This is a genomic window from Nocardia sp. CA-129566, assembly GCF_050956075.1.
Taxonomy (GTDB): Bacteria; Actinomycetota; Actinomycetes; order Mycobacteriales; family Mycobacteriaceae; genus Nocardia.
Genome location: NZ_CP192085.1, coordinates 8,241,835 through 8,266,725 on the forward strand (window position 1 = coordinate 8,241,835; position 24,891 = coordinate 8,266,725).

Below are 24,891 nucleotides of genomic sequence, written 5' to 3' on the forward strand. Positions count from 1 at the left end.
CCTCAGTGTAGAGGGCACAGCTGACATGTCGTACAGTTCGACCAGCATTCTGCTGCCCGAACGGTGGGTTCGCAAGCTTGGCCCCCTCGCTCACGGGACGCGGAAATACGAGGTAGAGACCGAGTTGGGGGAAGCTTGACGCACGCGCGACTTGACCACATCGACGAAGAATCCTCGCGCGGCATCGTCCGTGCACCCGACCTTGCCCGGGTCACGATTCTTGCGAAGCACACGCAAGTGGATATGGCGATTCCGGTCGATGTGCCGGTGGCGCTGGTGATTCCGAGTGTCGTCGATATGGTCGCTCAACACAGCCGAACCAATGATTTCGACAATGAGGGCGAGCGCTTCGAGCCCGCGGAATGGGTGCTGGCCCGAATCGGCCATCCGCCCTTCTCCAATTCGCTGAGCCTCGGCGAGCACGGCGTGCGCGATGGCGAATTGCTGATGCTGGAAAGCGCTTCGCACACCGCGCCGACGCCGCTGTTCGACGACATCATGTACAACGTCGCGATCGCCGATGCCGATCACTACCGCAGTTGGACACCGAAGGTCGCGCGGATCACCGGTTCGGTGCTCGCCGCGCTCACCATGATCGTGGGCTGCCTCGGACTGCTGCTGTCCAAAGATGCGCTGCCGGGCTGGGTAAGCGGTTCGCTCGCGCTGACCGTGGCGATTCTGCTCGTGGTCGCGGGCATGGTGCTCAGCAGGATGTACGGCGATACCTCGACCGCGTTGGTGCTCGGCGGCTGTGCGCTGCCCGCCGCGTTCACCGCCGGAATGCTCTATGTGCCAGACGATTACGGCTGGGCGCATCTGCTGCTCGGATCGGTATTGGTCGGTGCGACAGCGATTCTCGCGTGGCGGGTCACCGGAGTCGGGCTCGCGCTGTTCATCGGCGCCGCCACGCTCGCGGTGTACGCCGTACCATCCGGGTTGGTCGGCGTGCTGACCGACCAGCCGGAGAAGGCCATCGGCGCGGCCGTCGCCGCGCTCGGCCTCGCGGGTCTCTCACTCGCACCGCGGGTTTCGATGCTGCTGGCAAGCCTGCCGTTGCCGCCGGTGCCCTCCCCCGGCACCCCGATCGATCCGACCGAGGACGATCCGGACGATCACCGTGCGCTGCCGACCATGGACGCGCTGCGGGTGAAGTCGGAGCGGGCACGGATGTACCTGGCCGGACTTGTCGCGGCGACCACGCTGGTCTCGGTGGCGGGCGCGCTCGCGGGCACCGATCCCGGTGCGGGCGATCCGTTTTGGCCCGGTATCGCGTTGGCACTGGTGACCGCGGTGGTGCTGATGTTCCGCAGTCGAACCTATGCGGGCGCGGAGCAGGCCGTGGTGCTGATCGCGGGCGGCGCATCGATCGTGCTGATCATGATGGTCGGCGTTGCCATCGGTATGGAGCAGCCGCTGGCCGTCTTCGGTGCGGCGATGGTCGTGCTGGTCGCCGCGCTGATTCTCGGCATCATCATTCCGAACCAGTCCGCGACACCGCCGATGCGCCGTGGCGTGGAACTGCTGGAGTACGCGTTCGTGGCCGCCGTACTGCCGCTGGTGTTCTGGGTGGCCTCGCTCTACTCACTCGTTCGCGGGCTGTGAACCGGCATCTGCGCGTCGCGGCTGCGGTCGCGGCGTTGGGCATGAGCGCGTCCCTGGGGCTCGGCGCCGGTACCGCGTCCGCCGATCACCCGCCCACGGTGAACCCGGGTCTGCTGCCCGCCGGTGATCCGGCGGCGCCGCCCGAAAAGACCGAGCGGCCAGCGAATTCCGATTGTTCGAACACCGTATCCGGCGGTGAGGGCGCGACGATCCCGACCGCGCAGCGCTCACTCGATCTGGACAGCGCGTGGCGGTTCTCCAAGGGCGAGGGCCAGACCATCGCGGTCATCGACACCGGCGTGGCACGCCATCCCCGATTGCCCGGTCTGATCGCCGGTGGCGACTTCGTGGCGAATTCGGGCGATGGCACCGAGGATTGCGACGGGCACGGCACTTTCGTCGCGGGTCTGATCGCCGCTTCGAAGATCGACGGTCAGGGGTTCTCCGGTGTCGCGCCGGAAGCCCGCATCATGACGATCCGTCAGACCAGCAAGATGTATCAGAAGGAGGGCCGGTCCAGGGAGCGCAATCCCGACGACCTGCCCGAGGGCTATGGCAATCTGGCCACCATGGCCTCGGCGATCCGGCGCGCGGCCGATGCGAATGTCAGCGTCATCAATATCTCCGAGGTGTGGTGCGGCTCGTCCAATGACGTCGACGGATCCATCGGTGCGGCAGTGCGATACGCGACGCTGGAGAAGAACGTGGTCGTGGTCGTCGCCGCCGGTAACCAGGACGGATCCTGCAAGACCGAACAGCAGATCATCGATCCGCTGCATCCGTCCGCCGATCCGTGGAGCAATGTCAAGATCAATGTGAGCCCGGCGCGCTGGGACGACTACGTGCTCTCCGTCGGCTCGATCGATGCCAATGGCGCACCGTCGAAGTTCACCGTGCCCGGCCCGTGGGTGAGTGTGGCCGCGCCGGGCGAGAATATGGTCTCGCTCGACCCGCGCGGGACCGGCACCGCCACCGGCACGGTGAATCAGCAAGGGCAGCAACAGGCGATGAGCGGCACCAGCTTCGCGACGCCGCTGGTGTCCGGTGTGGTCGCGCTCGTGCGTGCCCGTTTTCCGGAGCTGAGCGCGCTGGATGTGGTCAAGCGGATGCAGGCCACCGCACACGCGCCCGCGGAGGGGTGGAGTCCCTACATCGGCTATGGCGCGGTCGATCCGGTCGCGGCGCTGACCGATGAGGTGAGCAGCACGCCGCTGCCGCCCAAACGGCCGAGCCCGGCCAAAAGCACCCAGCTCGCGGTGCCCGCACCGGCACCGCCGGCGGACAACCGGGCCCGCAATGTCGCGCTGATCGGTACCGGGATCATCGGCACCGCTCTGGTTCTCGGCTACCTCGCCTCGTTCCCGATCCGGCGCCGGTTCGGCGTCAAGTCCGACGATATGTAGCGTCGTCGTGGCAAACGGCGGTACATAGGGTGTCGCACCCGATCGATACAGGTAGTTCCCATGCACGCAGTACAACATGACGGCGGACAACCGAGCCGTAGACAAGCCTGGGAACGCACGACCGGCATCCCGATGCTGGTGCTCGCGGTGCTCTTCATCGGTGTCTACGCCTGGCATGTGCTCGATACCGGAGCGTCACCGCGACTCGATGCCTGGCTCGAGCGGGTCGACTTCATGATCTGGGCGGCATTCGTCGCGGACTTCGTCATCCGGACCTGGCTGTCCACCGATCGCTGGCGATTCGTGCGTACGCATCCGCTGGAGCTGTTGATTGTGCTGTTGCCGCCGTTCCGTCCGGTGCGGCTGCTGCGGGCGGCACTGTTGGTGCTCGACCAACTCAACCGCAATCGGGTGACGCGCGCTCGCCTCGCGATATTCGTCGGCACCAGTTCGGCACTCACGCTGGTGCTGTGCAGTCTGGCGTTCTTCGATGCCGAATACGGCGCACCCGACAGCAAGATCCACAACTTCGGCGACGCGCTGTGGTGGTCCATGGTGTCGGTGACCACGGTCGGCTACGGCGACGTGTATCCGGTAACCGTGCAGGGCCGCATGATCGCACTGATCCTGATGACGCTCGGCATCGGCCTGATCAGCTTCGCCATCGGCACCACGACCAGCTGGGTGATGGACCAGCTGAAGTCCGTAGAGGTGACCGCCGACCGCACCGAAGGGGAGATCGCGGTGCTGGTCGACGAAATCCGCGCGCTACGAAGCGAAGTCGCCGAGTTGCGCGCGTCTTCGATGTCCGAGGAATAACTCAATTCGCCGAGGCGACAGGTGATTTCGAGGGTGACGGGTCCGCGGAGGCGCCGTCGTGGGCGACCATGGCGTCCGCAGAGATTTTGTGGAGCCGAACACGGACAGGGTGCGTCGAAGATAGTGACCGCTCATCGCAGAGACCGACTGATCAAGTCGATCTCTGCGCCAGCAAGCCGGTCAACCGACCTCACATAGGCAGTCGTCGTGATGATGCTCAGCCAGTCGGCACGCCTCGCTGCCTGATCGCGTGAACAGGAATTCACTCGTAGAAACGCAGGATCTTCCATACGTACTCGTGGTCGTTGAGCGGGTCACAGACGAGCCGTGCCTTCTTATCCTTGACCTGGCCACCATCGTTGACAGTGACAATGGCATCGGCCTCTGCCCCCGGTTCATCACACAGATAACCGGCATTGACGTCGTCCGCTTGCGCCAACGGTGCAGACATAGCTAATGCGCCGGTGACCAGGGCACTGATCGCAAGGCCATACGCGGTGCGCTTCATCATATGAATCATCTCCTTGTCCGCGGAAGGCTTCACCACGTGAATCCCCCTTCTTGTCTGCGGGAAAGAATTCCTTCTCGGCAGACTTGGACACTACCGGAACATGCCTGCAATTATTCAATCCTGGCTTCTCACAAGGTCTTTCGCGAGCAATGCATCCAGGGCGACGCCGTCGTGAGCGACCACCGCGCCTTGGCGGCTGAGGCGCGGACCAGAGGTGAGCAGGCCGACGACGGCTCATGGGCCAGCACTTGATCCTCGAGAGCTGATCGAGGCGACAGGCGATTGCCGCGGCGCGGGGGCGCGAGGTGGCGCGAACCAATCACTCAATTCGCCGAGGCGACAGGTGATTTCGACGGTGAAGGGTCCGCGGAGACGCCGTCGTGGGCGACCATGGCGTCCGCGCGGGACAGGCTCGGACCGGCCGCAAGGAGGCCGACGATCGGCCACGGTGCAGGTTCAGCCTTGGTGCCCGAATCCGAATCCATGCCGAGCGCCTTTTCCGCATCGGAGTCCTTGATGCCGTAGCGGACACCGGTGTCGGCGATGTAGAACTTGCTGTCCTTGCGGCGGCTGTCGGGTTCGATACCGGTGGTCTGGACGAAGGCGCCGGTGCCCGGCGGGATGTAGACCGAGTCGGCGTTGGGGCCGGTACCGTCCGCTTGAGCCAACGGTACGACTTTGGCTTTATCCGGAATCGGCAGGGCCACACCGGTGAGCACGGTCAGTTCGGCGCGATTGCCGCCGTCCTTGTTGTCCGCGGCAGCGGCCAGCGGTTTCCAGGACAGGCAGCTGATCGGCTGGTCCTTGTAGTCGACGATGGACGGCACAGCCTGCGGATACGTGTCGACCGGCAGTGCGTTCGACACTGCCGCGTAGGTCTTGTCGATCTGATCGACTACATCGTTGCCGGACGTCGAGCGGTTCCGGTTGCGGATGATCTCGGCGGCCACCGGCGAGATCTGCTGCAAACCGTCTTGCAGCACAACGTATTCCGTATTGGGCTGCGCGGGCACGTGCACGACGTCACCGATCCGGTGGTTGCCGATCGAGTAGGTCACCGAGCCGCCAGGATTATCGATCTTGGGCGGAATGATCGGCAGCACTTCGGGAATCGTATTGAGCAGCCCCTCGCCGATCGGCCGGGCGGTAGCGCCGGTGATCTTCAACGCGTCGGTGACGGCGCGCTCCTTGAGGTCGACGCGGGCGCGCTTGCCCTCGTAGACCAGATACGCCGAGTCCTTGCCCTGCACCAGCAGCGCCCGATCCCTACCCATGACCGAAGCCTTCTCGCCGAGCGAGAGACTCCCGGCGAGCACCGAGGTGGTGAGATCCCTGCTGCCATCCACCTTCAGCTGGTCGCACACGGTCCAGGTCCGGCCCTTGCCGTCCTTGTCGAAGCGCAGCGAGGAGGGTGCGCCGGGGATGCCGATCAGCTGTCCGCGCGCCTTCTTGCCGATCTCGGATTCCTTGACGATGACGGCCTTTTCCGGCGAACCCGCGGCCAGCCGGGCCGATGCGAGGTTCAGCGTCGGATGCACCACATCGTTGATCACCACGTAGACGGCACCGGATTCCTTGCCGATCAGGATCTTATTGCTGCCGATCTTGTCCTGCGGACGCAGCAGGGCGAGCACGCCGCAGCCGGCCAGGACCACGATCGCCATGATGAGTCCGGCCGCGTAGGCGCGGGACTGAGAGCGCATCGGATCGTGCAACATTCGCACGTCCCGACGGACCAGTGCGTGTTCCATCCGGCGGACCAGGAAGCGGTAACCGCTCACCTGCCAGCGTGTAGTGGGTTTTGAAGGCATGTTTCCCTCCCCGAACAATGCTCGTGTTCGCCGAACACAGTACAGTTCCCGAGGACTATTGTTCAGCTCGGCCGATGCTAAACGGCCGATACCGGGTACTTGGGGGATGACGATGGCCGAACAAGCCGGGGCGGGACCACGCCCGCTGCTCGGGCGCATCTCGCTGCGGAACCTGCTGATCGCGCAGGTGATCGGACTCGCGGCCGGATTGCTCGCCTTGTTCGCCGGACTGGGCGGCTGGCCCGCGTTGGGCGTCGCGGTGGTCGTGGGAGGGCTGCCGATGATCCCGATCGCGAAACGCACCATCCTGGATTGGATCGCCACCTGGTGGCGCTACCTGACCCACGGCGATTACCAGATCGGTGACACCGTCGACTTCCGCGGCCCCGACGGGCGCTCGCTCGGGCTGTACTGGGACGGCACCCGGGTCGTCACGGTGGTCGAGGTGCTGGCCCCCAAGGGCGGACTGACCCGGATCGCCCGCACCACCGTGCACGCCTCGCACCTGCTGCCGCTGCCGGAATTGGCCAAATGCCTGAACCAGCACGACATTCTGCTCAGCGGCATCGACATCATCAGCCACGGCCACCGCAGCCGCTCCGGCACGCCAGCGGGCAAGATCTACGAGTCGCTGCTCGGCCCGCTGCCCGCCACCGCGCACCGCAATGTCTGGCTCGCGATCAGTTTCGATGCGATCGCCTGCCCGGAGGCCGCGGCCCGGCGCGGTGGTGGCGCCGAGGGTGCCTCGCGCGCGGTAACCATTGCGACGCAACGCATTATGCGCACCCTCGAGGATGCCGACTGCAGTGCCCGCATCCTGACCGCACCGGAGATCCGCAAGGCGGTCCTGCAGATCACGCAGGGTTTCGATCCGCGCACGCTCACCCACCGCTGGCGCTACGCCGAGATCGGCAACAGCGTGAATATCGGCAGCGCCGTGGATCCGAAGCGGCTCGGCTCGGATCTGCTCTCGCAACTGTGGGTCGCGCCGTCGCGCGGCACCACCGTCGCGGTGCGGCTGCGTCCCGGTAGTTCGGCCGAATCGGTGAGCATCGGCGCGGCCTGGCGGTTGACCGCACGGGAGCTGCCGGAGCGCACCAAGCTCAAGGGTCTGATCTCGATGAACGGGCGACACCGCGACGGGCTGCTCGCGCATCTGCCGCTGGCCGTTCCGGATCTCGACGATGCCGTTCCGGTGACCGAGTACCCGATCGACGTCATCAGCGCGCTGCACCTGCCGTCCTCGGGCTGCGGTCAGCTCATCGGCTCCGATGATGAGGGGCAGGGTGTCGCGGTCCGCATCGTCGGTACCGGCATCTCGACGGTCTACCTGGCCGGTGAGCTGTATCTGGCTCAGCAGTTGGTGTTCCGCGCGCTGGCGGTCGGCGAGCGCATCCTGATCCGCACCGATCGGGCGCACGCCTGGGAGAACCTGGTGACCACCATCGGGAATCCCGAACGGCTGCAGCTCGCGGTCGAAACGCATCAGTCCGATGCCGGATTCACCGCGACCGTGGTCGATGGTGTGCTGGCTCCCGCGCCGCACGCCGGTGTCACGACGATCTACGTAACCGGCGACCCGATGGGCTGGCCCGCCACCCGCCCGGACCTGTCGATCCACCAGCCCGGCGCCATCGGCAACCACGTCGTACTGCGAACGGGCACTGCCCAGGTCGACCTGACGCTCGTCTCCATTCCACGCGAGGCCACCTACATCGGCCACCCGCGCGGCCGCCGCGCAATGGCAGGCAGCCCGCAGTAGCCCCCTCGGTTGCGCAACAGCAGCGGTAGGCAGCTCGAGCACAGGGGTCCGAGCAGGTAAGCGTGTCCCCGCGATTTCGGCGCGATGGCTCGATTCGAACTGCGACTTTTGGGTTCGAAGCGTGTGGCGGACACCCAGATAGGCGATGGATAGGTCAGCTCGGGTCTTTCGCCCTAGACCAGGACTTCGCTATGACAGCGCAAAGGGGTGTGCGGTGTCAGCCCGGGTAGGGGTTGGTGGTGCGGGCTTCGCGGAGAGTTCTTGCCCACCAGGCGAGTTGACGGATGAGACGGTCGGCGGCGTCGATGGCGGCGCCGTCCTGGGTGTTGCCTGCGCTGTCGAATTGCTTCTTGGCCTGGTGGAAGCTGACGGTTTCGCGGATAGAGACCATGTGGATTTCAGCGACCACCTGGCGCAGTTGTTCGACGGCGCGCAGGCCGCCGGAGAGGCCACCGTAGGAGACGAATCCGATGGGCTTGGCGCGCCATTCGTGTTTCGCGTTGTCGAAGGCGGTCTTCAGGGAAGCCGGATAGCCGTGGTTGTACTCGGAGGTGATCGCGACGAAGGCGTCGGCGGCAGCCAAGCGCTGACGGTAGGCCGCCACCTCTGCGTTTGCGACCAGATCCGTCGGCAGCGGGGTGGTCATGAGATCGATGACGCCGGTATCGAATTCGGGACTCGCCCGGACCGTGCGCAAAAACCAGTCGGCGACCACCGGAGCGAATCGCTCCGGGCGCGTGCTGGCCACGATGACCTCTAGCCGTAGCGGAGTTTCCACTGCGCGAGCCTAACGCCACGCACCGCCGGTACGGTCGAAGCGGGCACCGCGATCTCGATTGGGGCGACACCGGCCGACCGTTACGCCAGGTTTACCTGGGATGGGGAGACGCCGCTGCGGCGATTTCGCATGATGGGACGAGCGATTCGTCGACCGAACGCAGTGCGACACTGGAGGAGCGAACATGATCCTGGTAACCGGCGCAACGGGCAATATCGGCACGGAACTGGTTGCGGCGCTGAGCAATTCCGGCACTGCCGTGCGCGCGCTGGTCCGCGAACCCGCTCGCGCGCAGCTGCCCACCGGTGTCGAGGCGGTGACGGGCGATCTGAATCGGCCGGAGAGCCTGACCGAGGCGCTGGACGGGGTCACCAGAATGTTCCTGCTGCCGGGTTACGCGGACACCCCCGATCTGCTCGCTCGCGCGAAAAAGGCGGGCGTACAGCACATTGTCCTGCTCTCGGGTGGTTCGGCGGCGCTGGAGGATATGCACAATGCAGTCTCCGCGTATATGACGCAAGCCGAGCGCGATGTGCGCGAATCCGGTCTGACCTGGACGTTCCTGCGCCCACGCTCGTTCATGTCGAATGCGCTGCGTTGGTTGCCCCAGCTGGCACAGGGTGAGGTGATCCGCGCCCAGTTCCCCGACGTCCCTGTCGCTGCCATCGATCCCGCCGATATCGCCGCCGTCGCGGCGCTCGCCCTGACCGGGGGCGAACTCGCGGGCCGGATCCTGGAGCTGACCGGTGCCCGAGCCTTGGTGCCCGCCGACCAGGTCGCGGTACTCGCCGAGGTGCTCGACCGGCCGCTGGTCTGCGAGGGTTTGACCAACGAGCAGACGCGCGCCGAACTCGAAGCGACCATGCCGCAGAAATACGTCGACGCATTCTGGAGCTTCTTCGTCGACGGCACACTGGACGAATCCCAGATATATCCCACCGTGCGAGAGGTAACCGGCCGGGAACCACGCACCTTCGAACAGTGGGCACGCGCCCATGCCGACGCCTTCACAACCCCGGCACAGTAGCCGAACCACCACCCAACCTCCGGAAACCGGCAGGGCATGCCAGTACTTGCCTGAAGATGTCGCGCAGGCGCGCGGGCTGACTTCGAGTCGAAGCCCAGCCGATCCCGTGCACGCCAACGATATTGCGCACCGCGAGATTTCCTGCCCGGCGGTGAACTCGGCATCAGGCGGGGGTGAGTCGGGCGGCTTCGATTCCGGCGCGACCGGCACCCGTGTTGCACTGCCGAATCGACCGGCACCCGTGTTGCACTGCCGAATCGACCGGCACCCGTGTTGCACTGCCGAATCGACCGGCACCCGTGTTGCACTGCCGAATCGACCGGCACAGCTGACGACTGGTAGCACCGACGAATGAGGCGGCTGGCAAACATAAGGGACCGCTTACGTTTTGGCTTCCATCTGATCGGGCACGATATGCATTGGCTATCGGCGGTGACGGTGTCGTAAGTTCGAGGGCGGGAGGGGGACGAAGTGATCACTGAGCGCTGGCTGCTGATCGAAACGCTCGGGCGCGCCGAGGGCTGGTCGGTGCTCGCGGTCGGGACGGCGCCGCGCCAATGGAAGTCCTTTCACCGGGCGGTGCCCGCGCGGCTGCAGCCGCTGGTCGTCGCCGCGCATGCGAGCGGATCGGTGGTGGATCAGGTGCTGCCGCTGTCTCGGCAGGCGTGGTCGGGGCGGCGTCTGCGGGCCGTGCCGATCCTCGGGCCGGATGAGCGGGTCCACGCGATCCATGTGTGGGTCGGCCCTGGTGATCCGCCGCCGCGGCCGGGGGTCGCGCCGCTCTTGGTCGATGCGCGCACCCGCAGCATGGACGCGCTGCCACAAGGCCTCGGGCCGCATTTCGATATCGACCGCACCCGTTGGGTGGGCGCCGAATCCTTCGAGATGGTCGAACGATTCGACGGCGCACTGGATCTCGTCGCCACCGTCGCGCGATCCGAACCGGATTCCCGCTGGCTCGGCACGGCCACCGTGCGGTCGAAGGTCGGCCCACGTTCACTACTGGTGGCGGCCCGCAATGCGGATACCGTCGCGGACCGGCACCGCTGGCTCGGGTTGGCCGTCGACGTTACCGACAGCGTTGCGCCACAACGAAAGTCCTTCGAGGCGATCGCCCTCGACATGCTGCGCCGCGCCCAACCCAACCGCTACCTCGCGATCATGGACACCGCCCAGATCCGACTGATCCGCTGGGTCACCGAACCCGTCCCCGCAATGCGCTGGGCGAGCACCGACGAACGCACCGTTCCACATCCGGCGGACCGGGCCCGAATCATCGCCGCCCGCAACACAATGCTCTCCGGCGCACCCCACGAACAACTCCGCAACGTCCGCCTGGCGAGCGAAACCAACGACTGGATCATCGCCGACCTCGAAATCTCCCCCCTCCCCAGCAGCGCCCCTGGCTCCCCCGAGTTCGTCCTGGTGCAACTGGAAATCGTGGAAAATCCCGGGCACGCCTGATCACAACCGCACTCCATAGAGAACGATCCGCCCCAGGCCGCGAACTCCAGACTGATCACCACCAAATCAATGCCTCCGGTGGCATTGCCCCCGACTGGCAACGCCACCCGGGCGCTGCCAGCCCTCTGACATCGACTGCCCGCAACACCGCCCCACCGCGTGCGACACCCACGGACCACTCGGCGCCGTTGCACTGGATTCCCGCCGCCTAGGACGCTGTGGCCTCCGGCTTCACTGCGGGCGTTCGACCAGGGAGCGCCGACTCACCCGCCTGCGGCGTCGGCGTGGCAGTCTCCGGTCTCGGGGCAGCCTGTTCCGGAGGTGGGGCGACAGCGTTCATGTTCGGTGAGGCGGCTCGGGTGTCGCTGACTCCGGATTGGGCGCAGCGGTTTTCACGTTCGGGGCGGGCTCGCTCGAGCGCGGGACGACGGCGTTCACATCCAGTGCAGGCGCATTCGGGCGCGGGACCGCAACGCTCGCGGTCGTGACGGGCGCACTCGGGTGCGGCTCAGCGACGTCCGGGTTCGGGATCGGCACGTTTCGGCCCGACTCCACGACATTCGCGATCGATGCAGGCGCATTCGGGCGCGGGACCGCAACGCTCGCGTTCGCGGCAGGCGCACTCGGGCGCGGCTCAGCGACCTCCGGGTTCGGGAGCGGCACGTTTCGGCGCGACTCCACGACATTCGCGATCGATGCAGGCGCATTCGGGCGCGGGACCGCAGCATTGGCGTTCGGGGCGGGTGGGTTCGGGTGCGGGTCCGCGGCCTTCGTGATCGGGGCGGCGGGATGTGGCTCGGGACGTTGTGGCCCAGGCGGGTTCGGGGTGACCCGCACATGGAGCGGTGCGGATTCCGGGCGGGGTGTGGTGGTTTCCACTGCGGGGGCGGCGAGGTCGGCCAGGCCTTGAGTGGGTGGGATTTGGGCGGTGAAACCCAGTGCGCGCCTGGCTCGTTCGGGGTCGGCGGCGATGTGGCGGGCATCGGCCAGGAGGTAGCGGCCGGTTACCACCGGGTCGGGGCCGCCGCGGGACCTGGCCATGATCGAGGCGATCTCCCACATGGTGATCGGGTGGCCGGAGGCGATGTTCAAGGGCACGAAGCCGGGGAGGCGGCGGTCGACGGCGGCTACGGTCGCGGTCACGATGTCGTCTACGTGTACGACGTCGCGGACCTGTCCGCCGTCCTCGTCCACCAGTGGCGGACGTCCCTGATCGAGTGCGGCAAGGAACTTTCCGATGAACCCCGCATGTGTGCCCGCGCCGTAGCCGCCGTGGTACCGAAGCGCCGTAACGGCGGCACCGGTCGCCAAACCCCAAGCGAGCGCATAGTTTTCCTGCGCCATCTTGCTCGCCCCGTAGAACCCGCGCGGGCGCAGCGGCGCATCCTCGGTGACCGGCTCCCAGGTGAGCAGTTCCCCGGTGCGCGGGGACAGGTGGTCGAACATGCCGCGATCCAGATCGGCCCGCCGCCGCAGCCCCGGATAGAACGGCCCGCTGTTCATTCCGCGATAGCGCCCCTCGCCGTACACCACAGTGGACGAGGCCAGCACCAGGTGGCGAACCTTCGCCCGCCCCATCACATCGAGCAGTACCGCGGTGCCCAGATCATTGTGCGCGGCGAACACCGCCGATTCGGGCGCGGAGGTGACCGCCGCGAGATGACATACCGTATCGATACCGCGCAGCAATGGTTCCAGCGCATCGGCATCGCGTACATCAACCCGCGAAACCCCTTCCGGCACTTGCGCATCCGGCCCGTGCACCGCTTCGTACAGCACATCGATCCCGACCACCTCGTGCCCGGCCGCGGCCAACGCCCGCCGCAACCGCGCCCCGATGAACCCGGCTGCCCCGGTGACCAGCACTCTCATCGCATCCACACCCCACGTTCGATTCCGAACCCAATCTGTCCAAGGGTATTTCCGTACCTGTCGGTCACTCGGTACAGCTGGTACCAATGCTCACGGTAGTTCGAACGGCAGCGACACTCCCGCGTGGACACGGCAGCGCTCGCAGGTGTCGGTTCCGGTGACCGCCGAAACCGAACGCCGGATCAGCTCCTTGAACGGGCCGAGGTTCTTCTTGAATTCGGCGAAGACGTCGACCGCGTGTACACCGTCGCCCTCCTCCAGACCTGCATCCAGGTCGGTAACCAAAGCGACTGCGGCATAGCACATTTCGAGTTCACGGGCGAGCACCGCCTCGGGATGCCCGGTCATATTGACCAGTTCCCAGCCCTGCGCGGCGAACCAGCGGCTCTCGGCCCGGGTGGAGAACCGCGGCCCCTGCACCACGACCATGGTCCCCGTGGGTTTCATCGGCAGCGCATCGGTCGCGGATTTCGTTGCCGCGGAACGCAGTTCGTCGCAATACGGGTCGGCGAAGGAGACGTGCACACCACCGCCGTCGAAGTAGGTCTGCGGGCGGCCGGAGGTCCGGTCGACCAGCTGATCCGGCACCGCGACGGTGCCCGGCCCCCAGTCCGCGCGCAGGCTGCCGACCGCGCACGGCGCGAAGATCCGCCGCACCCCGATCGAGCGCAGCGCCCACATATTGGCCCGGTACGGCAGCGTGTGCGGCGCGAATTCGTGCTGCTTGCCGTGCCGGGGCAGGAAGGCCACCGGACGACCCTCCACCTCGCCGACCGCGATGGGCGCGCTCGGCTTGCCGTAGGGCGTATCGACCTCGACGGTGGTCGCCTCGCTATCGAAGAAATCGTAGAAGCCACTACCGCCGATCACGGCGAGCGCGGGCCGAACATCCAAACTCATGCACCGATTCTCTCGCCAGACCTCGTCGCTAGACCAGACGGGTCCATATCCGACTAACTGGACCTTCGTCCATGATCGCCTGCGCACCAGCCTTCCCGGACCCGGACGTCACCGACCGACCCGACCGAGCGCACACCGACCTGACAATTCCCCCACCGCACTGTACCCTAGGGGGGTATTAATCCAGGTCCGGCCGGAGATCCGGCGAGCAGCGAGGAGACAGTCGGTGACACCCACCCCGTCGCACAATGACACCACGCCCGCGCCGGGCCGGGACACCGCGGCCGAAGGCACGACCACCCACGACCACGCCGCGCACGACCATGCCTCGCACGGCTACATCACCGCCAAAGACGACTACCTCAAGCGCCTGCGCCGGATCGAGGGCCAGGCCCGCGGCCTGCAGCGCATGGTCGAGGAGGAGAAGTACTGCATCGACATCCTCACCCAGGTCTCCGCGATGACAAAGGCACTGCAGGCCGTGGCCATGGGTCTGCTGGAGGACCACATCAGCCACTGTGTGGTGGACGCGGCGGTCACCGGCGGCCCGGAGGCCGACGCCAAGATCAAAGAGGCCACCGACGCCATCGCGCGCCTGGTCCGTTCCTGACCGGTGTTCAGCCGTGCCGTCGTCGGTAGACCGCGGCCGCACCCGGATGCAAAGGAACGGAATCGGTTCCGATGAGTGAGCGGGTATCCAGGAACTGGGTGCCCGCCGCCTCGGCCGGTACCAGCCCATCCGCCCGGGAGACCAGCAGTTCGACGATCGCCCCGGCCGCGGCGTCCGACATGGTCGGGGCGGCGAGCAGCAGATTCGCGACACCGATCGTCCGGATCGCCGCGCCGCCGTCATAGGCGTCGGCGGGGATCTCGACCAGGTCGTACAGATGCCCGAACCGTTCCCGCATCGGCGCCGCCAGCTCACCGAGTTCGATGAGCCGCAGCCGTTCCGGTACGTCGAGCGCATCGGTGGGGACGCCACCGGCCCACAGCAACGCATCCAGCTCACCGGATTCCACGCCCGCCACCGCATCGCGTAACGGTCGATGCGAAATGTCCACGTCCGCACCGGGATTCACGCCCGCGGCCCACAGCAGCCGCTCCCCGGTGACCGCGGCGCCGGATCCCGCGGCGCCGAGGTTGATCCGGGTGCCCCGCAGATCGGTGACCCGCTGGATCGCGCCTTCGGACCGCACGGCCAGTTGCAGATAGTTCTCGTACACCCGGCCCAGCGCCACGACCGGCTCACGCTCACCCTGTACCGAATCGGCGAGTGCCAGTGCGGCATCCACCCGTCCACTGGTCAGCAGCGCCAGATTCTCCTGCGATCCGGTTGTCGTCACCGGCTCGATCCGCACCGTCCCCGCCTCCGCGGCGACGGCCGCGAGCAGCCGCGCGAACGCGTGATAGAAGCCGCCGACCTCACCGGAGGCCAGCCGCACCGTTGCCACGTCCCCGCCGCACCCGACGGCACCGGCCGCGATACCGGCGGCGGTCAGCGCCAAGAACGTCCGCCGCGTGATCACGCCCGCACCGCCTGCGGCAGGCGGATTTCGATGGCGAGTCCGCGCGGTTCGACCGGCCGCACGCTCAGCGTGCCGCCGCGCGCCTGGGCCAGTGCCGCGGCAATCGGGAGGCCAAGACCGGAACCGCGGGAGGCGGCGCCGGAGCCACGGAAGAAGCGGGTGGTCAGTTTGTCGATCTCCACGGGTTCGACACCGGCGCCATCGTCGCGCACGGTCACCGTCACCCAGCCCGGCTCGGCATCGACCACCATGACGGTCTGCGCGCCGGATCCGGCGTAGCTGCACGAATTGCTCAGCGGCACATCGAGAATCTGGGCGAGGACATCGGCGGAGACCGCGGTATCGGCCTCTCGCACCATGGGTGCCGCACACAATTCCTGTCCGGCGTTCTCGTATGCGGAGTACCAGGCGTCGACCCGGTCCGCGACCACCTGTACCGCGTCGCAGTGGTTTTCCGTACCGGTCGAGGTACGCGCTGCCTCGAAGGCGGCGGGCGTCTCGGCGACCGCCAAACTCAGCAGGCCGTCGAGCAGCGCGGTCAGCCGCTCGACCTCGGCACCCGCACTGCGGAAGGTCGCCACCGCGCTCTGCGGGATCGCATGCTCCAGGGAATCGAGACGAATCGTCAAGGCGGCAAGCGGATTTCGCATGGCATGTGCGGTATCGGCGACCAGCTGACGTTGCGCATCCGCCGAATCGGCGACGGCGAGCGCCATGGCATCGAAGGATTCCGCGACCGCGCGCATCTCCGGCGGCCCGCCGTGATGCCGGGCGATGGACACGTGCGCGGCGGCCTGGGCGCGCGGCTTGGGCAGGGTCGCGGTCAATTCGGCGACTGCCTGTGACAGCGCCGCCAGCGGGCGCAGCACCCAGCGACCCAGGCTCAGCGCCAGCATCGTGAACACCACCATCATCAGCACCGCCCCGACCGTGATCACCGCCCACGCACGGGCGATATCGCGGCGGGCACGCGCGGTGGAGGCCTCGATCACCACCGCACCGTTGACCTGCACCCCGGTGCCGACGGGCCGAGCGATCAGCACCGTCGGCCCACTCCACGGTGTCAGTCGGTTCACCGGCTGCGGCCGCTGGTTGCGGCGGGCGGCGGCGACCGCGGCAACCACCGGAGCCGAGGCCACATCCACCCCCGCATTCACCGTCCGGGCGCCGCGGGCATCGACGACCAGCACATTTTCCGCATACAGATCGTGATAGCGGCCGACCTCATCGGCCAGGGCCCGACTATCTCCCTCTGCGACGGCAGCATCGGCGAGGGCGGCGAACCGGTCGGCATCGCCGGAGCGATCGGCCACGAATTCCTGAGTGCGGCTGGTCGCGAAGGTCAGCGACAGCGGTACCGCGAAGGCGAATACCGCGATCGCCGCGAATACCGTCAGCGCGACGAGTAATCGTCTGCGCATACTGGCTCCGCTTCTCTTACCTGAACTCGCGGGTCGATGTGATCACTGACCCCAGCGGTAACCGTAGCCGCGAATGGTGGTGATCAGCCCAGGTCGGTCCAATTTCGCACGCAGTCCGGTCATGTGCACGTCCAGCGAACGCGATACCGCGACGAACGCATCGCCCCAGATCCGATCCATCAGTTGCTGGCGGCTGACGGCGGCACCGGGCCGCTCCACCAACGCCTCGACCAACTCGAATTCCTTCTGGGTCAATGCGATCGGCCGACCGGCGACCTCGACCACCCGGGCCGCGAGGTCGACCCGCACATCCCCGGTGACCACCTCGGCCCGCTCCGGTTGCGATCCGGCGGCCGCGCGCCGCACGACATTCTCCAGCCGGGCCATCAATTCCGCGATCCGCGGTGGCTTCACCAGATAGTCGTCGGCACCGCCGCGCAGCCCGCGCACAATCGAGCGTTCATCGCTGCGCGCGGTCAGGATCAGCACCGGCACCGAACTCACCTCACGCAATTGGCGCAGCACCTGCAGACCATCGCCGTCGGGCAGTCCGAGGTCCAGGATGACCGCGTCGTACCCGCGGTGGGCGGTGAGCAGATCCGCGCCGCGGCGCTTGCGTTCGGCCTGATAACCGCGGGCGTTGAGGGCTTCGACCAGCGCGTCGCCGACGCCGTCATCATCTTCGACCACCGCAAGCCGCACACGCCGATCCTCCCACAGCGGATGATCGGCGTGTGCGGATGGGCGATCAGGGTCGCACGGTTGCGAGGTCACGGTCGGGCTCGGCGGCCGGCGCATCCGTTTTGGTCAGCGAGATATCGGCGGCGGCATCGGCATCGATGGCGGACCCGCTCGAGGTCTCCCGCATGAACCAGTAGGTGAGCAGCGAGATTCCGATGCACCCGGCGACGTACCAGAAGTACAGCGATTCGTGATGGGCCTGCTTCAGCGACAGCGCGATGGTCTCCGCGGTGCCGCCGAAGATCGCGACGGTCAGCGCGTAGGGCAGGCCGACGCCGAGCGCGCGGATCTTGGTCGGGAACAGTTCGGCCTTCACGATCGCGTTGATCGAGGTGTAGCCGGTGATGATGACCAGCGCGCCCATCATCAGCGCCCACGCCGCGATCGGATTCTTGGTGTGCGCGAGCACGGTCATGATCGGCACGGTCAGCAATGTGCCGGCAATGCCGAAGAAGATCAGCAGCTTGCGCCGCCCGATGCGGTCGGAGAGCGCTCCGGCCAGCGGCTGCAGCACCACGAACACCAGCAGCGCGATGAAGTTGATCCACGAGACGGTCGACTTGGAGATGCCGGCGGTATTGATCATGAACTTCTGCATGTACGTGGTGTAGGTGTAGAACGCCACGGTGCCGCCGAGCGTCAGACCGATCACCAGCAGGCACTCCCTGGGGTACTGCAACAGCATCCGCAGCGAACCGCGCGCGGGCTGCTGAGCCGCGAGTTCCTGCTGCGGCACCCGCTCGGCCTCGACCTCGGCCTCGAAGTGCTCGGATTCGTCCATGCTGCGCCGCAGCCACATCACGATGAGCGCGGCCGCCGCACCGATGACGAACGGAATGCGCCAGCCCCAGTTGTTCATCTGGGCGTTGTTCAGGAACTGCTGCAGGATGATCTGCACGCCGAGCGCGACCAGCTGACCGGCGACCAGCGTGACGTACTGGAAGCTGGAGTAGAACCCGCGCTTACCTGTGGAGGCCACCTCGGACAGATACGTTGCGCTCGTCGCGTATTCGCCGCCGACCGAAAGGCCCTGCACCAGGCGGGCGAGCAACAGCAGCACCGGTGCCGCGATCCCGATCGTCTGGTATCCGGGCGTCACGGCGATCAGCAGCGAACCCGCGGCCATCACGGTCACCGACAGCGTCAGCGCCGAGCGACGTCCGAACTTGTCCGCGTAGCGTCCGAGTGCCCAGCCGCCGAGTGGCCGCATGAGGAAGCCGACCGCGAAAACCGCTGCGGTGGACAGCAATTGCGCGGTGGAATCACCCTTCGGGAAGAACGATTTCGCGAAGTACACGCTGAACGCGGCGTAGACATACCAGTCGTACCACTCGACCAGATTGCCGATGGAACCGCGCAATACGTTGGCGACCACTCGGCGCTCGCCCACGGGCTGTGTCGTAGTCACAAGATCTCCTTCTTCGACGCGGCCTTGCGTCGGTCGGAGACCAGTGTGTGCGCAGTCACAGCGCGCACGTAACCGGAGGAGCCGGTTTCTAACGTTCCCTTAGGGCGATCGGCCAGTAACTTAGGCCGATCGCCCCCTGGGTCTCAGGAATGCTTCGCCAGCAATGGAGCCAGCGTGCGCAGCACGGCGGGCTCGTTGTCGAGGACTTGGATCACGACGTGATCGGCGCCCGCGGTCAGATGCGCGGTGAGCTGGTCGACCACTGCCTCGGGGCCGCCGTGTGCCACCAGACCGTCGTACAGGCGGTCGCTGCCCGGCTTGGTCACGTCCTCGTCGGTGAAGCCGAGCCTGCGCAGGTTGGCGACGTAGTTCTGCAGGTCGAGATAGAACTCGACGCGTGGGCGGGCGGTGGCGCGGGCCCGCACTGGATCCTCGTCCAGGACCACCTTGTGTTCGGTCGCCAGCAGCGCATCCGGGCCGAGCACGGCGCGAGCGCGTGCGGTGTGCTCGGTGGTGACCAGGTAGGGCAGCGCGCCAGCGGTCCGGTCCGCCGCCAGCTTCAGCACCCGCGGACCCAGCGCCGCCAGTGCGCGACGCTCCTTGGGCACGCCGGCGGCATCCAACTCGTCGAAATATTCGACCAGCGCGTCATAGGGCTTGCGGTACTCGCCGGTGTGCTCGGGATGACCCGCGCCCAGGCCGAGCAGGAACCGCCCGGGGAACCGCGCATCGATGCGGTGGAACGACTCCGCGACCTGCTTCGCGGGCGCCGTCCAGATGTTCACGATGCTGGTCGCCACGGTGATCGACTCGGTCGCGTCGAGCAGCGACTCGATCTCCGGCAGCTCCGCGGGCGGGGACGAACCGAGCCACAGCGTGCCGTAGCCGAGCTCCTCCAGCTCACGCGCGTCCTGCGGGGTGAACCCCAGATAACCGCGCCAAATACCGAACCGTCCGAGACCTTCGATAGTCATGCCCCGAGCCAACCAACCTGCGGCCGTTCCTATTCCGACGCGACGTCCGCACGCCACGCAGGGAGAATAATCGCCGTTAACCTGTTAGCACTCTCCATTTGAGAGTGCTAACTTGGGTAGTGCACAGCTTCCGGCGCTTGCCGCCGTGGCAGGCGTCGCCGCTAGTGAAATGGAGGTGATTGCTGTGCTCCGGTTCGATCCATTCCATGACATCGACACCGTCGCCCGCCAACTGCTCGGCGAATCCGTCGGGACATCTCGTGCGCCGCGATTCATGCCGATGGATCTGTTCAAGGCAGGCGACCATTACGTACTCAATGCCGACCTGCCCGGCGTCGACCCCGGCTCGGTGGATGTGAGCGTCGACAATGGCACCCTCACCCTGCGCGCGCAGCGCAGCCTGCCCAGTGAAGAAGGCGTCCAATGGATTGCGTCCGAGCGCTTCGCCGGTACGTATATGCGCCAACTCAGCCTCGGCGACAATGTCGATGCCGACAACATCAGCGCGACCTATAACAACGGCGTGCTCTCGGTGACGCTTCCGATCGCCGAGAAGGCCAAGCCGCGCCGCATCGAAATCTCCGGTGCCAGCCAACCGCGGACGATCGAGGCGGGTTCGGCCGGCTGATCGGGTGGTCATGCTTCCGCACCGCAGTGCGCCCGCCGAATCGCGGTGCGGGAGCGCCACATTACGCGCCCAGCCGGAACCACCTCGGTAGCCTCTGGCACCGAACACATTTCGTGAACCAGAGTGTCACGGCGCATGCTTATCAGTCGTCCTGGCCGTCGTCGTCGCAGTTCAGGGCTTGGTTCCAGTTGTCGCATGCCGCACCGTCCGGCCCAGGACCCAATACATCCACCATGTCGTCACCTCCCTTCGAGCGTCGTCGCTACGCGCGGGATCACGCCCCTTCGGCGTGCAACACCTCATCCAGTCGGGTGTAGGTGGCCTCGGGGTTCACCGTGTTCAACTCGGATACCCGCAGGAGCACATGCGGAACCGTGTCGCCGAAGTGCGACAGGCTCGGTGCGACCACCGCCTCCACATCAAGCGTCCGAACAATGTTCGCCAAGCGGCCGACAGGGTCATCGACCTTGGCGTCGAATGTCACGGTCTTGGCGAGGTCGTAGCCGAGTCGCCTTGCGCGTCTGCGTATGTAGGGTCGGCCCTGGGCGCGGTGCCCGGGTTGCCTCGGGTCCGTTTCCCAGGACCGCCCTCCGAACCGGACGTGCGAGTTTCCCCGCATCCGGCTCTCCATGGACATCATGCTGGTGTGGCTGCTTGTTCGAGTTGCTCGGCGCGGGCACTCCACGGTGTCGGAATCGTGTTGCCCCGGTATCGGTATCGCTCGATGGCGATATCGCTGGGGTTATAGAGCACGGTCCCATTCTCTTCTGGGCGTTGATCCGGTTTCTCGGTGAGGAACCGGCGTTTGATCTTTCGCCAACCCAGGCGCGGGTGTCGTTTCTTGAGCCATCGGGCCACGGCCCACCACGTGTAGTAGGCCAGGTAGCTGAAGGTGGCTTTGGAGACCCCGTGTCGGAAATAGAGACACCAGCCCCGAACGACAGTGTTCAGGTGTTGGAGGAGCGCCTCGAGCGTCTTGTAGGGTGACCCTTGCCTGCGGGTGATGAATCTGACCTTCCCGACGATCGAGTGCAGCGACTTCTTCGAGGGGTATGTGTAGATCATCGTGCGGTTCGTGCCCGCCTTCTTCCGGCGCTGGATGCGCCAGCCAAGGAAGTCGAACCCCGAATCCATGTGCACGACACGGGTTTTCTCCGGTGACAGCGATAATCCCATCGGCCGTAGTAGCTCGGCGACCTCGGTCCTGATCTCGTGGGCGTGGTGCTCTGTCCCGTTTATCAGGACCACGAAGTCGTCGGCTTATGGGGACCGGTGGGTTATGCCGACCGTGGCGTGAGGGTGCTGGATAGGCGAGGTGGTGGGGCTGGTTGGTCGGCATAATCTGGGCCTTGTGATCGTGATGGTGGCGGGTTTCGAGTGGTTGGAGGAGGACAACCACTCGAGACGGGAGAGATCACATGGGTGCCGAGATGTCGGTGGATGTGCTGGTAGCGGAGTTCCGTTCGTGGCTGGCGGTGGACCGGGGGCTGTCGCGGGAGTCGGTCCGTTGTTATGGGACTCAGGCGGGTAAGTTCCTGGCCGGTTTGCCTGGGCCAGTGGATGCTGCTGTGCGGCAGCTGGATTCGGGTCGGATCACCACATTTATGGTCGATTATTGCCGCGACTGCAACACCTGGTCGGCGAAGGCGATGGTGACCTCGCTGCGCGCTCTGCTGCGGTTCCTGCACGTGTCCGGACGGATCCCGGCGCCGCTGGTGGGCGCGGTTCCGGGGGTGGCGGGCTGGCGGTTGGCGTCGCTGCCGCGCGGTCTGGACGCGCCGGTGGTGGCGCGGTTGCTGGACGGATGTGACCGGGCGACGGTGGTGGGCCGACGCGATCGCGCAATCTTGACGATGCTGGCCCGGTTGGGGTTGCGTGGGGTCGAGGCCGCCGGTTTGGAGTTGGACGATATCGACTGGCGCAGTGGAGAAGTCACCATCCGTGGCAAGGGCAACCGGATCGACCGGCTGCCTTTGCCGGTCGATGTCGGTGAGGCGATCGTGGCGTATCTGACCGACGGCCGACCGGCCTGCGCGGTGGCGACGGTGTTTTGCACGATCCGCAGACCCTATCGGCCGTTGAACGCGGCGGCGGTGCGGGCGATCATGGGTCGTGCCTGCGCGCACGCGGGCATGGCGCGGGTGGGTGCGCACCGTCTGCGTCATTCGCTGGCCAGCGACATGCTCCGGGCGGGAGCGTCGCTGCCGGAAGTCGGGCAGGTTCTGCGGCACCGAAGTGACCTGTCCACGGCGATTTACGCGAAGGTCGACGAGAATGCGCTGCGCCCGCTGGCGCAGCCCTGGCCGATCCAGGTGCGGTCATGAGCGTGTTGCGCCGAGCCGCCGAGGACTATCTAGCCATGCGACGGGCGCTGGGGTTCAAGCTGACAACTCAAGCGGTGCAATTGATGTCGTTCATCGGCTACTGCGAGTCGGCCGGAAGTGATCGCATCACCAGCGAGCTGGCGCTGGAATGGGCGACCACGACCGGCAGCGGCAGCTGCCACGACGCCTACCTGGCACGCCGGTTGATGACGGTGCGGATCTTCGCCCGCCACTACCAGACCCTCGACCCAGACAGCGAGGTCCCACCCGAAGATGCTCTGCCGCACCACAAATGCCGGATTGCACCGTATCTGTATTCACCCGCTGAGATCGCAGCCCTCATCGACGCCGCCGGGCAGTTGCGGCCACCGCTGCGCGCGGCGACCTGGCAGACACTGATCGGCCTGCTCGCGGTGACCGGCATGCGCAAACGCGAAGCCTGCCGCCTCGACGACGAACACGTCGACCTCGATCGAGCGGCATTGGTGATCCTGGATTCCAAGTTCGGCAAGTCCCGGCGCCTGTTCCTGCACGACTCCACCGTCATTGCTTTGCGGGACTACCGACAGCAGCGCGAGCGGTGGTGCCCGAACCGGTCCGGCCCCTGCTTTTTCGTGTCCACCCGTGGCACTCGCCTGGATGCCGACAATATCCCCAGCACCTTCACCGGCCTGATCGACGCAGCCGGCATCACGGCGCCACCCGGAGGGCGACGGCCCCGGCTGCACGACCTGAGACACACGTTCACCGTCGCCACGATGATCGGTTTCTACCGCGCCGGCGGCGACGTTCAAGCACGGTTGCCGATCCTGTCGACCTGGCTCGGCCACGTCGACCCGAAATCGACCTATTGGTATCAGCAGCAGATACCCGAACTACTCACCCTGGCCGCGCAACGCCTGGAAACCGTTGGGGATGAACGGTGATGACCGCGCTGGCTCCGATCCTGCAAGCATTTTTCACCGACAAACTCCTGCGGCAGCGCCGCGCCGGACCAAACACCATCGCCGCCTACCGCGACGCATGGCGGCTGTTGCTGCAATTCGCTTCCCGCGCAACAGCAACCGCACCCAGCGGCCTGGACCTGGGCCAGCTCGATGCCACGCTGGTCACCGCTTTCCTGACCCATCTCGAAACGGAGCGGTCCAACAGCACCGCGACCCGCAACACACGGCTGGCCGCGATCCGGTCGCTATTCCGTTACGCCGCCTTGCACGCGCCCGAACACGCCGCCGACATCGCCCGAGTGCTGGCCATCCCACCCAAACGTCGTGACCGGCCCATCCTCTGCTACCTCACCACCGACGAGATCGACGCCCTGATCGCCGCACCCGACCGCAACACCTCGCTCGGGCGCCGCGATCACGCCTTGCTGGTGCTGGCCTGCCAGACCGGGCTACGCGTTTCCGAACTGATCGGGTTGACACGCAACGACATTCACCTCAACCACGGTGCTCATGTCCGCTGCCATGGCAAAGGCCGCAAGGACCGCGCCACCCCGCTGACCCGCCACACCATCGCCGCCCTGCACGATTGGCTCGCCGACCACCACGGCGCACCCACCGATCCGCTGTTCACCACCCGCGAGGGCCGACCGCTTTCGCGAGATGCAGTAGCCAAGCTGGTCACCAAACACACCCGCCGCGCCACAGCCCGCTGCCCAAGCCTGACCAGCAAGACCGTCACCCCGCACACCCTGCGACATTCCGCGGCCATGGCGCTGCTGCACGCCGGGGTCGACACCTCAGTCATCGCGCTTTGGCTCGGCCACGAAGACCCCGGATCCACCCACACCTACCTGCACGCCGACATGACCATCAAGGAGAAAGCCCTCGCCCGCCTCACACCACCCAACACCAGCCCCGGCCGCTACCACGCCACCGACACCCTGCTCGAATTCCTCGACAACCTCTGACCCGA

At 66.5% G+C, this 24,891-nt stretch carries 22 protein-coding genes and 1 pseudogene; 11 read left to right on the forward strand and 12 right to left on the reverse strand.

Annotation, left to right across the window (positions count from 1 at the left end; translation table 11 throughout):
- Positions 1–135 precede the first annotated feature (135 nt).
- The 3 genes from eccD to ACQP0C_RS36800 are packed head-to-tail and all read left to right on the forward strand — an operon-like array spanning position 136 to position 3,824.
- Entirely contained in the window at positions 136–1,602 is a 1,467-nt protein-coding gene (gene eccD / locus ACQP0C_RS36790; RefSeq protein ID WP_433727684.1) for a type VII secretion integral membrane protein EccD, read from the forward strand.
- A gap of 41 nt (positions 1,603–1,643) precedes the next feature.
- Positions 1,644–3,005, forward strand: a complete 1,362-nt coding sequence (mycP, locus tag ACQP0C_RS36795; protein ID WP_433727686.1) for a type VII secretion-associated serine protease mycosin — start codon at positions 1,644–1,646, stop codon at positions 3,003–3,005.
- 60 nt (positions 3,006–3,065) lie between these two features.
- Entirely contained in the window at positions 3,066–3,824 is a 759-nt protein-coding gene (locus ACQP0C_RS36800) for a potassium channel family protein (RefSeq protein ID WP_433727688.1), read from the forward strand.
- A gap of 262 nt (positions 3,825–4,086) precedes the next feature.
- On the opposite strand, the gene ACQP0C_RS36805 is transcribed toward ACQP0C_RS36800, so the two are convergent.
- A complete protein-coding gene (locus ACQP0C_RS36805; protein ID WP_433727690.1) occupies positions 4,087–4,335 on the reverse strand; it encodes a hypothetical protein in 249 nt (82 codons plus the stop codon).
- 323 nt (positions 4,336–4,658) lie between these two features.
- Entirely contained in the window at positions 4,659–6,146 is a 1,488-nt protein-coding gene (gene eccB, locus ACQP0C_RS36810) for a type VII secretion protein EccB (protein WP_433727692.1), read from the reverse strand.
- Positions 6,147–6,258: 112 nt separating this feature from the next.
- Here eccB and eccE point away from each other — a divergent pair, with 112 nt between their 5' ends.
- Positions 6,259–7,908: a type VII secretion protein EccE gene (gene eccE, locus ACQP0C_RS36815; protein ID WP_433727694.1), complete on the forward strand. Its 1,650-nt coding sequence runs from the start codon at positions 6,259–6,261 to the stop codon at positions 7,906–7,908.
- A gap of 217 nt (positions 7,909–8,125) precedes the next feature.
- On the opposite strand, the gene ACQP0C_RS36820 is transcribed toward eccE, so the two are convergent.
- A complete protein-coding gene (locus ACQP0C_RS36820) occupies positions 8,126–8,686 on the reverse strand; it encodes an NADPH-dependent FMN reductase (RefSeq protein ID WP_433727696.1) in 561 nt (186 codons plus the stop codon).
- A gap of 184 nt (positions 8,687–8,870) precedes the next feature.
- Between ACQP0C_RS36820 and ACQP0C_RS36825 the strand changes: the two genes are divergently transcribed.
- On the forward strand, positions 8,871–9,713 hold the full coding sequence (locus tag ACQP0C_RS36825) for an NAD(P)H-binding protein (RefSeq protein ID WP_433727698.1): 843 nt from the start codon (positions 8,871–8,873) through the stop codon (positions 9,711–9,713).
- A 471-nt stretch (positions 9,714–10,184) separates the two neighbouring features.
- Positions 10,185–11,177, forward strand: coding sequence for a GAF domain-containing protein (locus tag ACQP0C_RS36830; RefSeq protein WP_433727700.1), 993 nt, complete (start codon positions 10,185–10,187; stop codon positions 11,175–11,177).
- A gap of 888 nt (positions 11,178–12,065) precedes the next feature.
- Here the strand turns inward: ACQP0C_RS36830 and ACQP0C_RS36835 are convergent.
- Together ACQP0C_RS36835 and ACQP0C_RS36840 are read right to left on the reverse strand one after the other, a co-directional pair.
- Positions 12,066–13,049: pseudogene (locus ACQP0C_RS36835) on the reverse strand (NAD-dependent epimerase/dehydratase family protein); the annotation flags it as partial.
- Between the two features lie 90 nt (positions 13,050–13,139).
- The gene (locus ACQP0C_RS36840; protein WP_433727702.1) at positions 13,140–13,949 is read right to left on the reverse strand and encodes an S-methyl-5'-thioadenosine phosphorylase; all 810 of its coding nucleotides are present in this window, start codon (positions 13,947–13,949) and stop codon (positions 13,140–13,142) included.
- Between the two features lie 340 nt (positions 13,950–14,289).
- Here ACQP0C_RS36840 and ACQP0C_RS36845 point away from each other — a divergent pair, with 340 nt between their 5' ends.
- Entirely contained in the window at positions 14,290–14,559 is a 270-nt protein-coding gene (locus tag ACQP0C_RS36845; protein ID WP_433685898.1) for a metal-sensitive transcriptional regulator, read from the forward strand.
- Between the two features lie 7 nt (positions 14,560–14,566).
- Here the strand turns inward: ACQP0C_RS36845 and ACQP0C_RS36850 are convergent, their stop codons facing one another.
- The 5 genes from ACQP0C_RS36850 to ACQP0C_RS36870 form a co-directional block, all read right to left on the reverse strand.
- A complete protein-coding gene (locus ACQP0C_RS36850) occupies positions 14,567–15,475 on the reverse strand; it encodes a TAXI family TRAP transporter solute-binding subunit (protein WP_433727704.1) in 909 nt (302 codons plus the stop codon).
- The gene (locus ACQP0C_RS36855; RefSeq protein ID WP_433727706.1) at positions 15,472–16,896 is read right to left on the reverse strand and encodes a sensor histidine kinase; all 1,425 of its coding nucleotides are present in this window, start codon (positions 16,894–16,896) and stop codon (positions 15,472–15,474) included. The genes ACQP0C_RS36850 and ACQP0C_RS36855 overlap by 4 nt, the downstream gene beginning before the upstream one ends.
- 42 nt (positions 16,897–16,938) lie before the next feature.
- Positions 16,939–17,598 (reverse strand): response regulator transcription factor, encoded by a 660-nt coding sequence (locus ACQP0C_RS36860; protein WP_433195470.1) that lies wholly within the window; start codon positions 17,596–17,598, stop codon positions 16,939–16,941.
- 46 nt (positions 17,599–17,644) lie between these two features.
- Positions 17,645–19,045, reverse strand: coding sequence for an MFS transporter (locus tag ACQP0C_RS36865; protein ID WP_433727708.1), 1,401 nt, complete (start codon positions 19,043–19,045; stop codon positions 17,645–17,647).
- Between the two features lie 143 nt (positions 19,046–19,188).
- Positions 19,189–20,019, reverse strand: coding sequence for an LLM class F420-dependent oxidoreductase (locus ACQP0C_RS36870; protein WP_433727711.1), 831 nt, complete (start codon positions 20,017–20,019; stop codon positions 19,189–19,191).
- Between the two features lie 184 nt (positions 20,020–20,203).
- Here ACQP0C_RS36870 and ACQP0C_RS36875 point away from each other — a divergent pair, with 184 nt between their 5' ends.
- Positions 20,204–20,647 carry an Hsp20/alpha crystallin family protein gene (locus tag ACQP0C_RS36875; RefSeq protein ID WP_433727713.1) on the forward strand — a complete coding sequence of 148 codons (444 nt, stop codon included), beginning with the start codon at positions 20,204–20,206 and terminating at the stop codon, positions 20,645–20,647.
- A gap of 274 nt (positions 20,648–20,921) precedes the next feature.
- Here ACQP0C_RS36875 and ACQP0C_RS36880 read toward each other — a convergent pair whose 3' ends face one another.
- Together ACQP0C_RS36880 and ACQP0C_RS36885 are read right to left on the reverse strand one after the other, a co-directional pair.
- The gene (locus tag ACQP0C_RS36880; protein ID WP_433727715.1) at positions 20,922–21,266 is read right to left on the reverse strand and encodes a hypothetical protein; all 345 of its coding nucleotides are present in this window, start codon (positions 21,264–21,266) and stop codon (positions 20,922–20,924) included.
- Between the two features lie 17 nt (positions 21,267–21,283).
- The gene (locus ACQP0C_RS36885; protein ID WP_433725845.1) at positions 21,284–21,895 is read right to left on the reverse strand and encodes a group II intron maturase-specific domain-containing protein; all 612 of its coding nucleotides are present in this window, start codon (positions 21,893–21,895) and stop codon (positions 21,284–21,286) included.
- Positions 21,896–22,065: 170 nt separating this feature from the next.
- On the opposite strand from ACQP0C_RS36885, the gene ACQP0C_RS36890 reads away from it, so the two are divergent.
- Genes ACQP0C_RS36890 through ACQP0C_RS36900 form a run of 3 tightly spaced genes read left to right on the forward strand, consistent with a single transcriptional unit; the run spans position 22,066 to position 24,886 of the window.
- Positions 22,066–22,971 carry a site-specific integrase gene (locus ACQP0C_RS36890; RefSeq protein WP_433722436.1) on the forward strand — a complete coding sequence of 302 codons (906 nt, stop codon included), beginning with the start codon at positions 22,066–22,068 and terminating at the stop codon, positions 22,969–22,971.
- Positions 22,968–23,897, forward strand: coding sequence for a tyrosine-type recombinase/integrase (locus tag ACQP0C_RS36895; RefSeq protein WP_433722437.1), 930 nt, complete (start codon positions 22,968–22,970; stop codon positions 23,895–23,897). Before ACQP0C_RS36890 ends, ACQP0C_RS36895 begins: the two co-directional genes overlap by 4 nt.
- Entirely contained in the window at positions 23,897–24,886 is a 990-nt protein-coding gene (locus tag ACQP0C_RS36900; protein ID WP_433722439.1) for a tyrosine-type recombinase/integrase, read from the forward strand. The genes ACQP0C_RS36895 and ACQP0C_RS36900 overlap by 1 nt, the downstream gene beginning before the upstream one ends.
- Positions 24,887–24,891 lie beyond the last annotated feature (5 nt).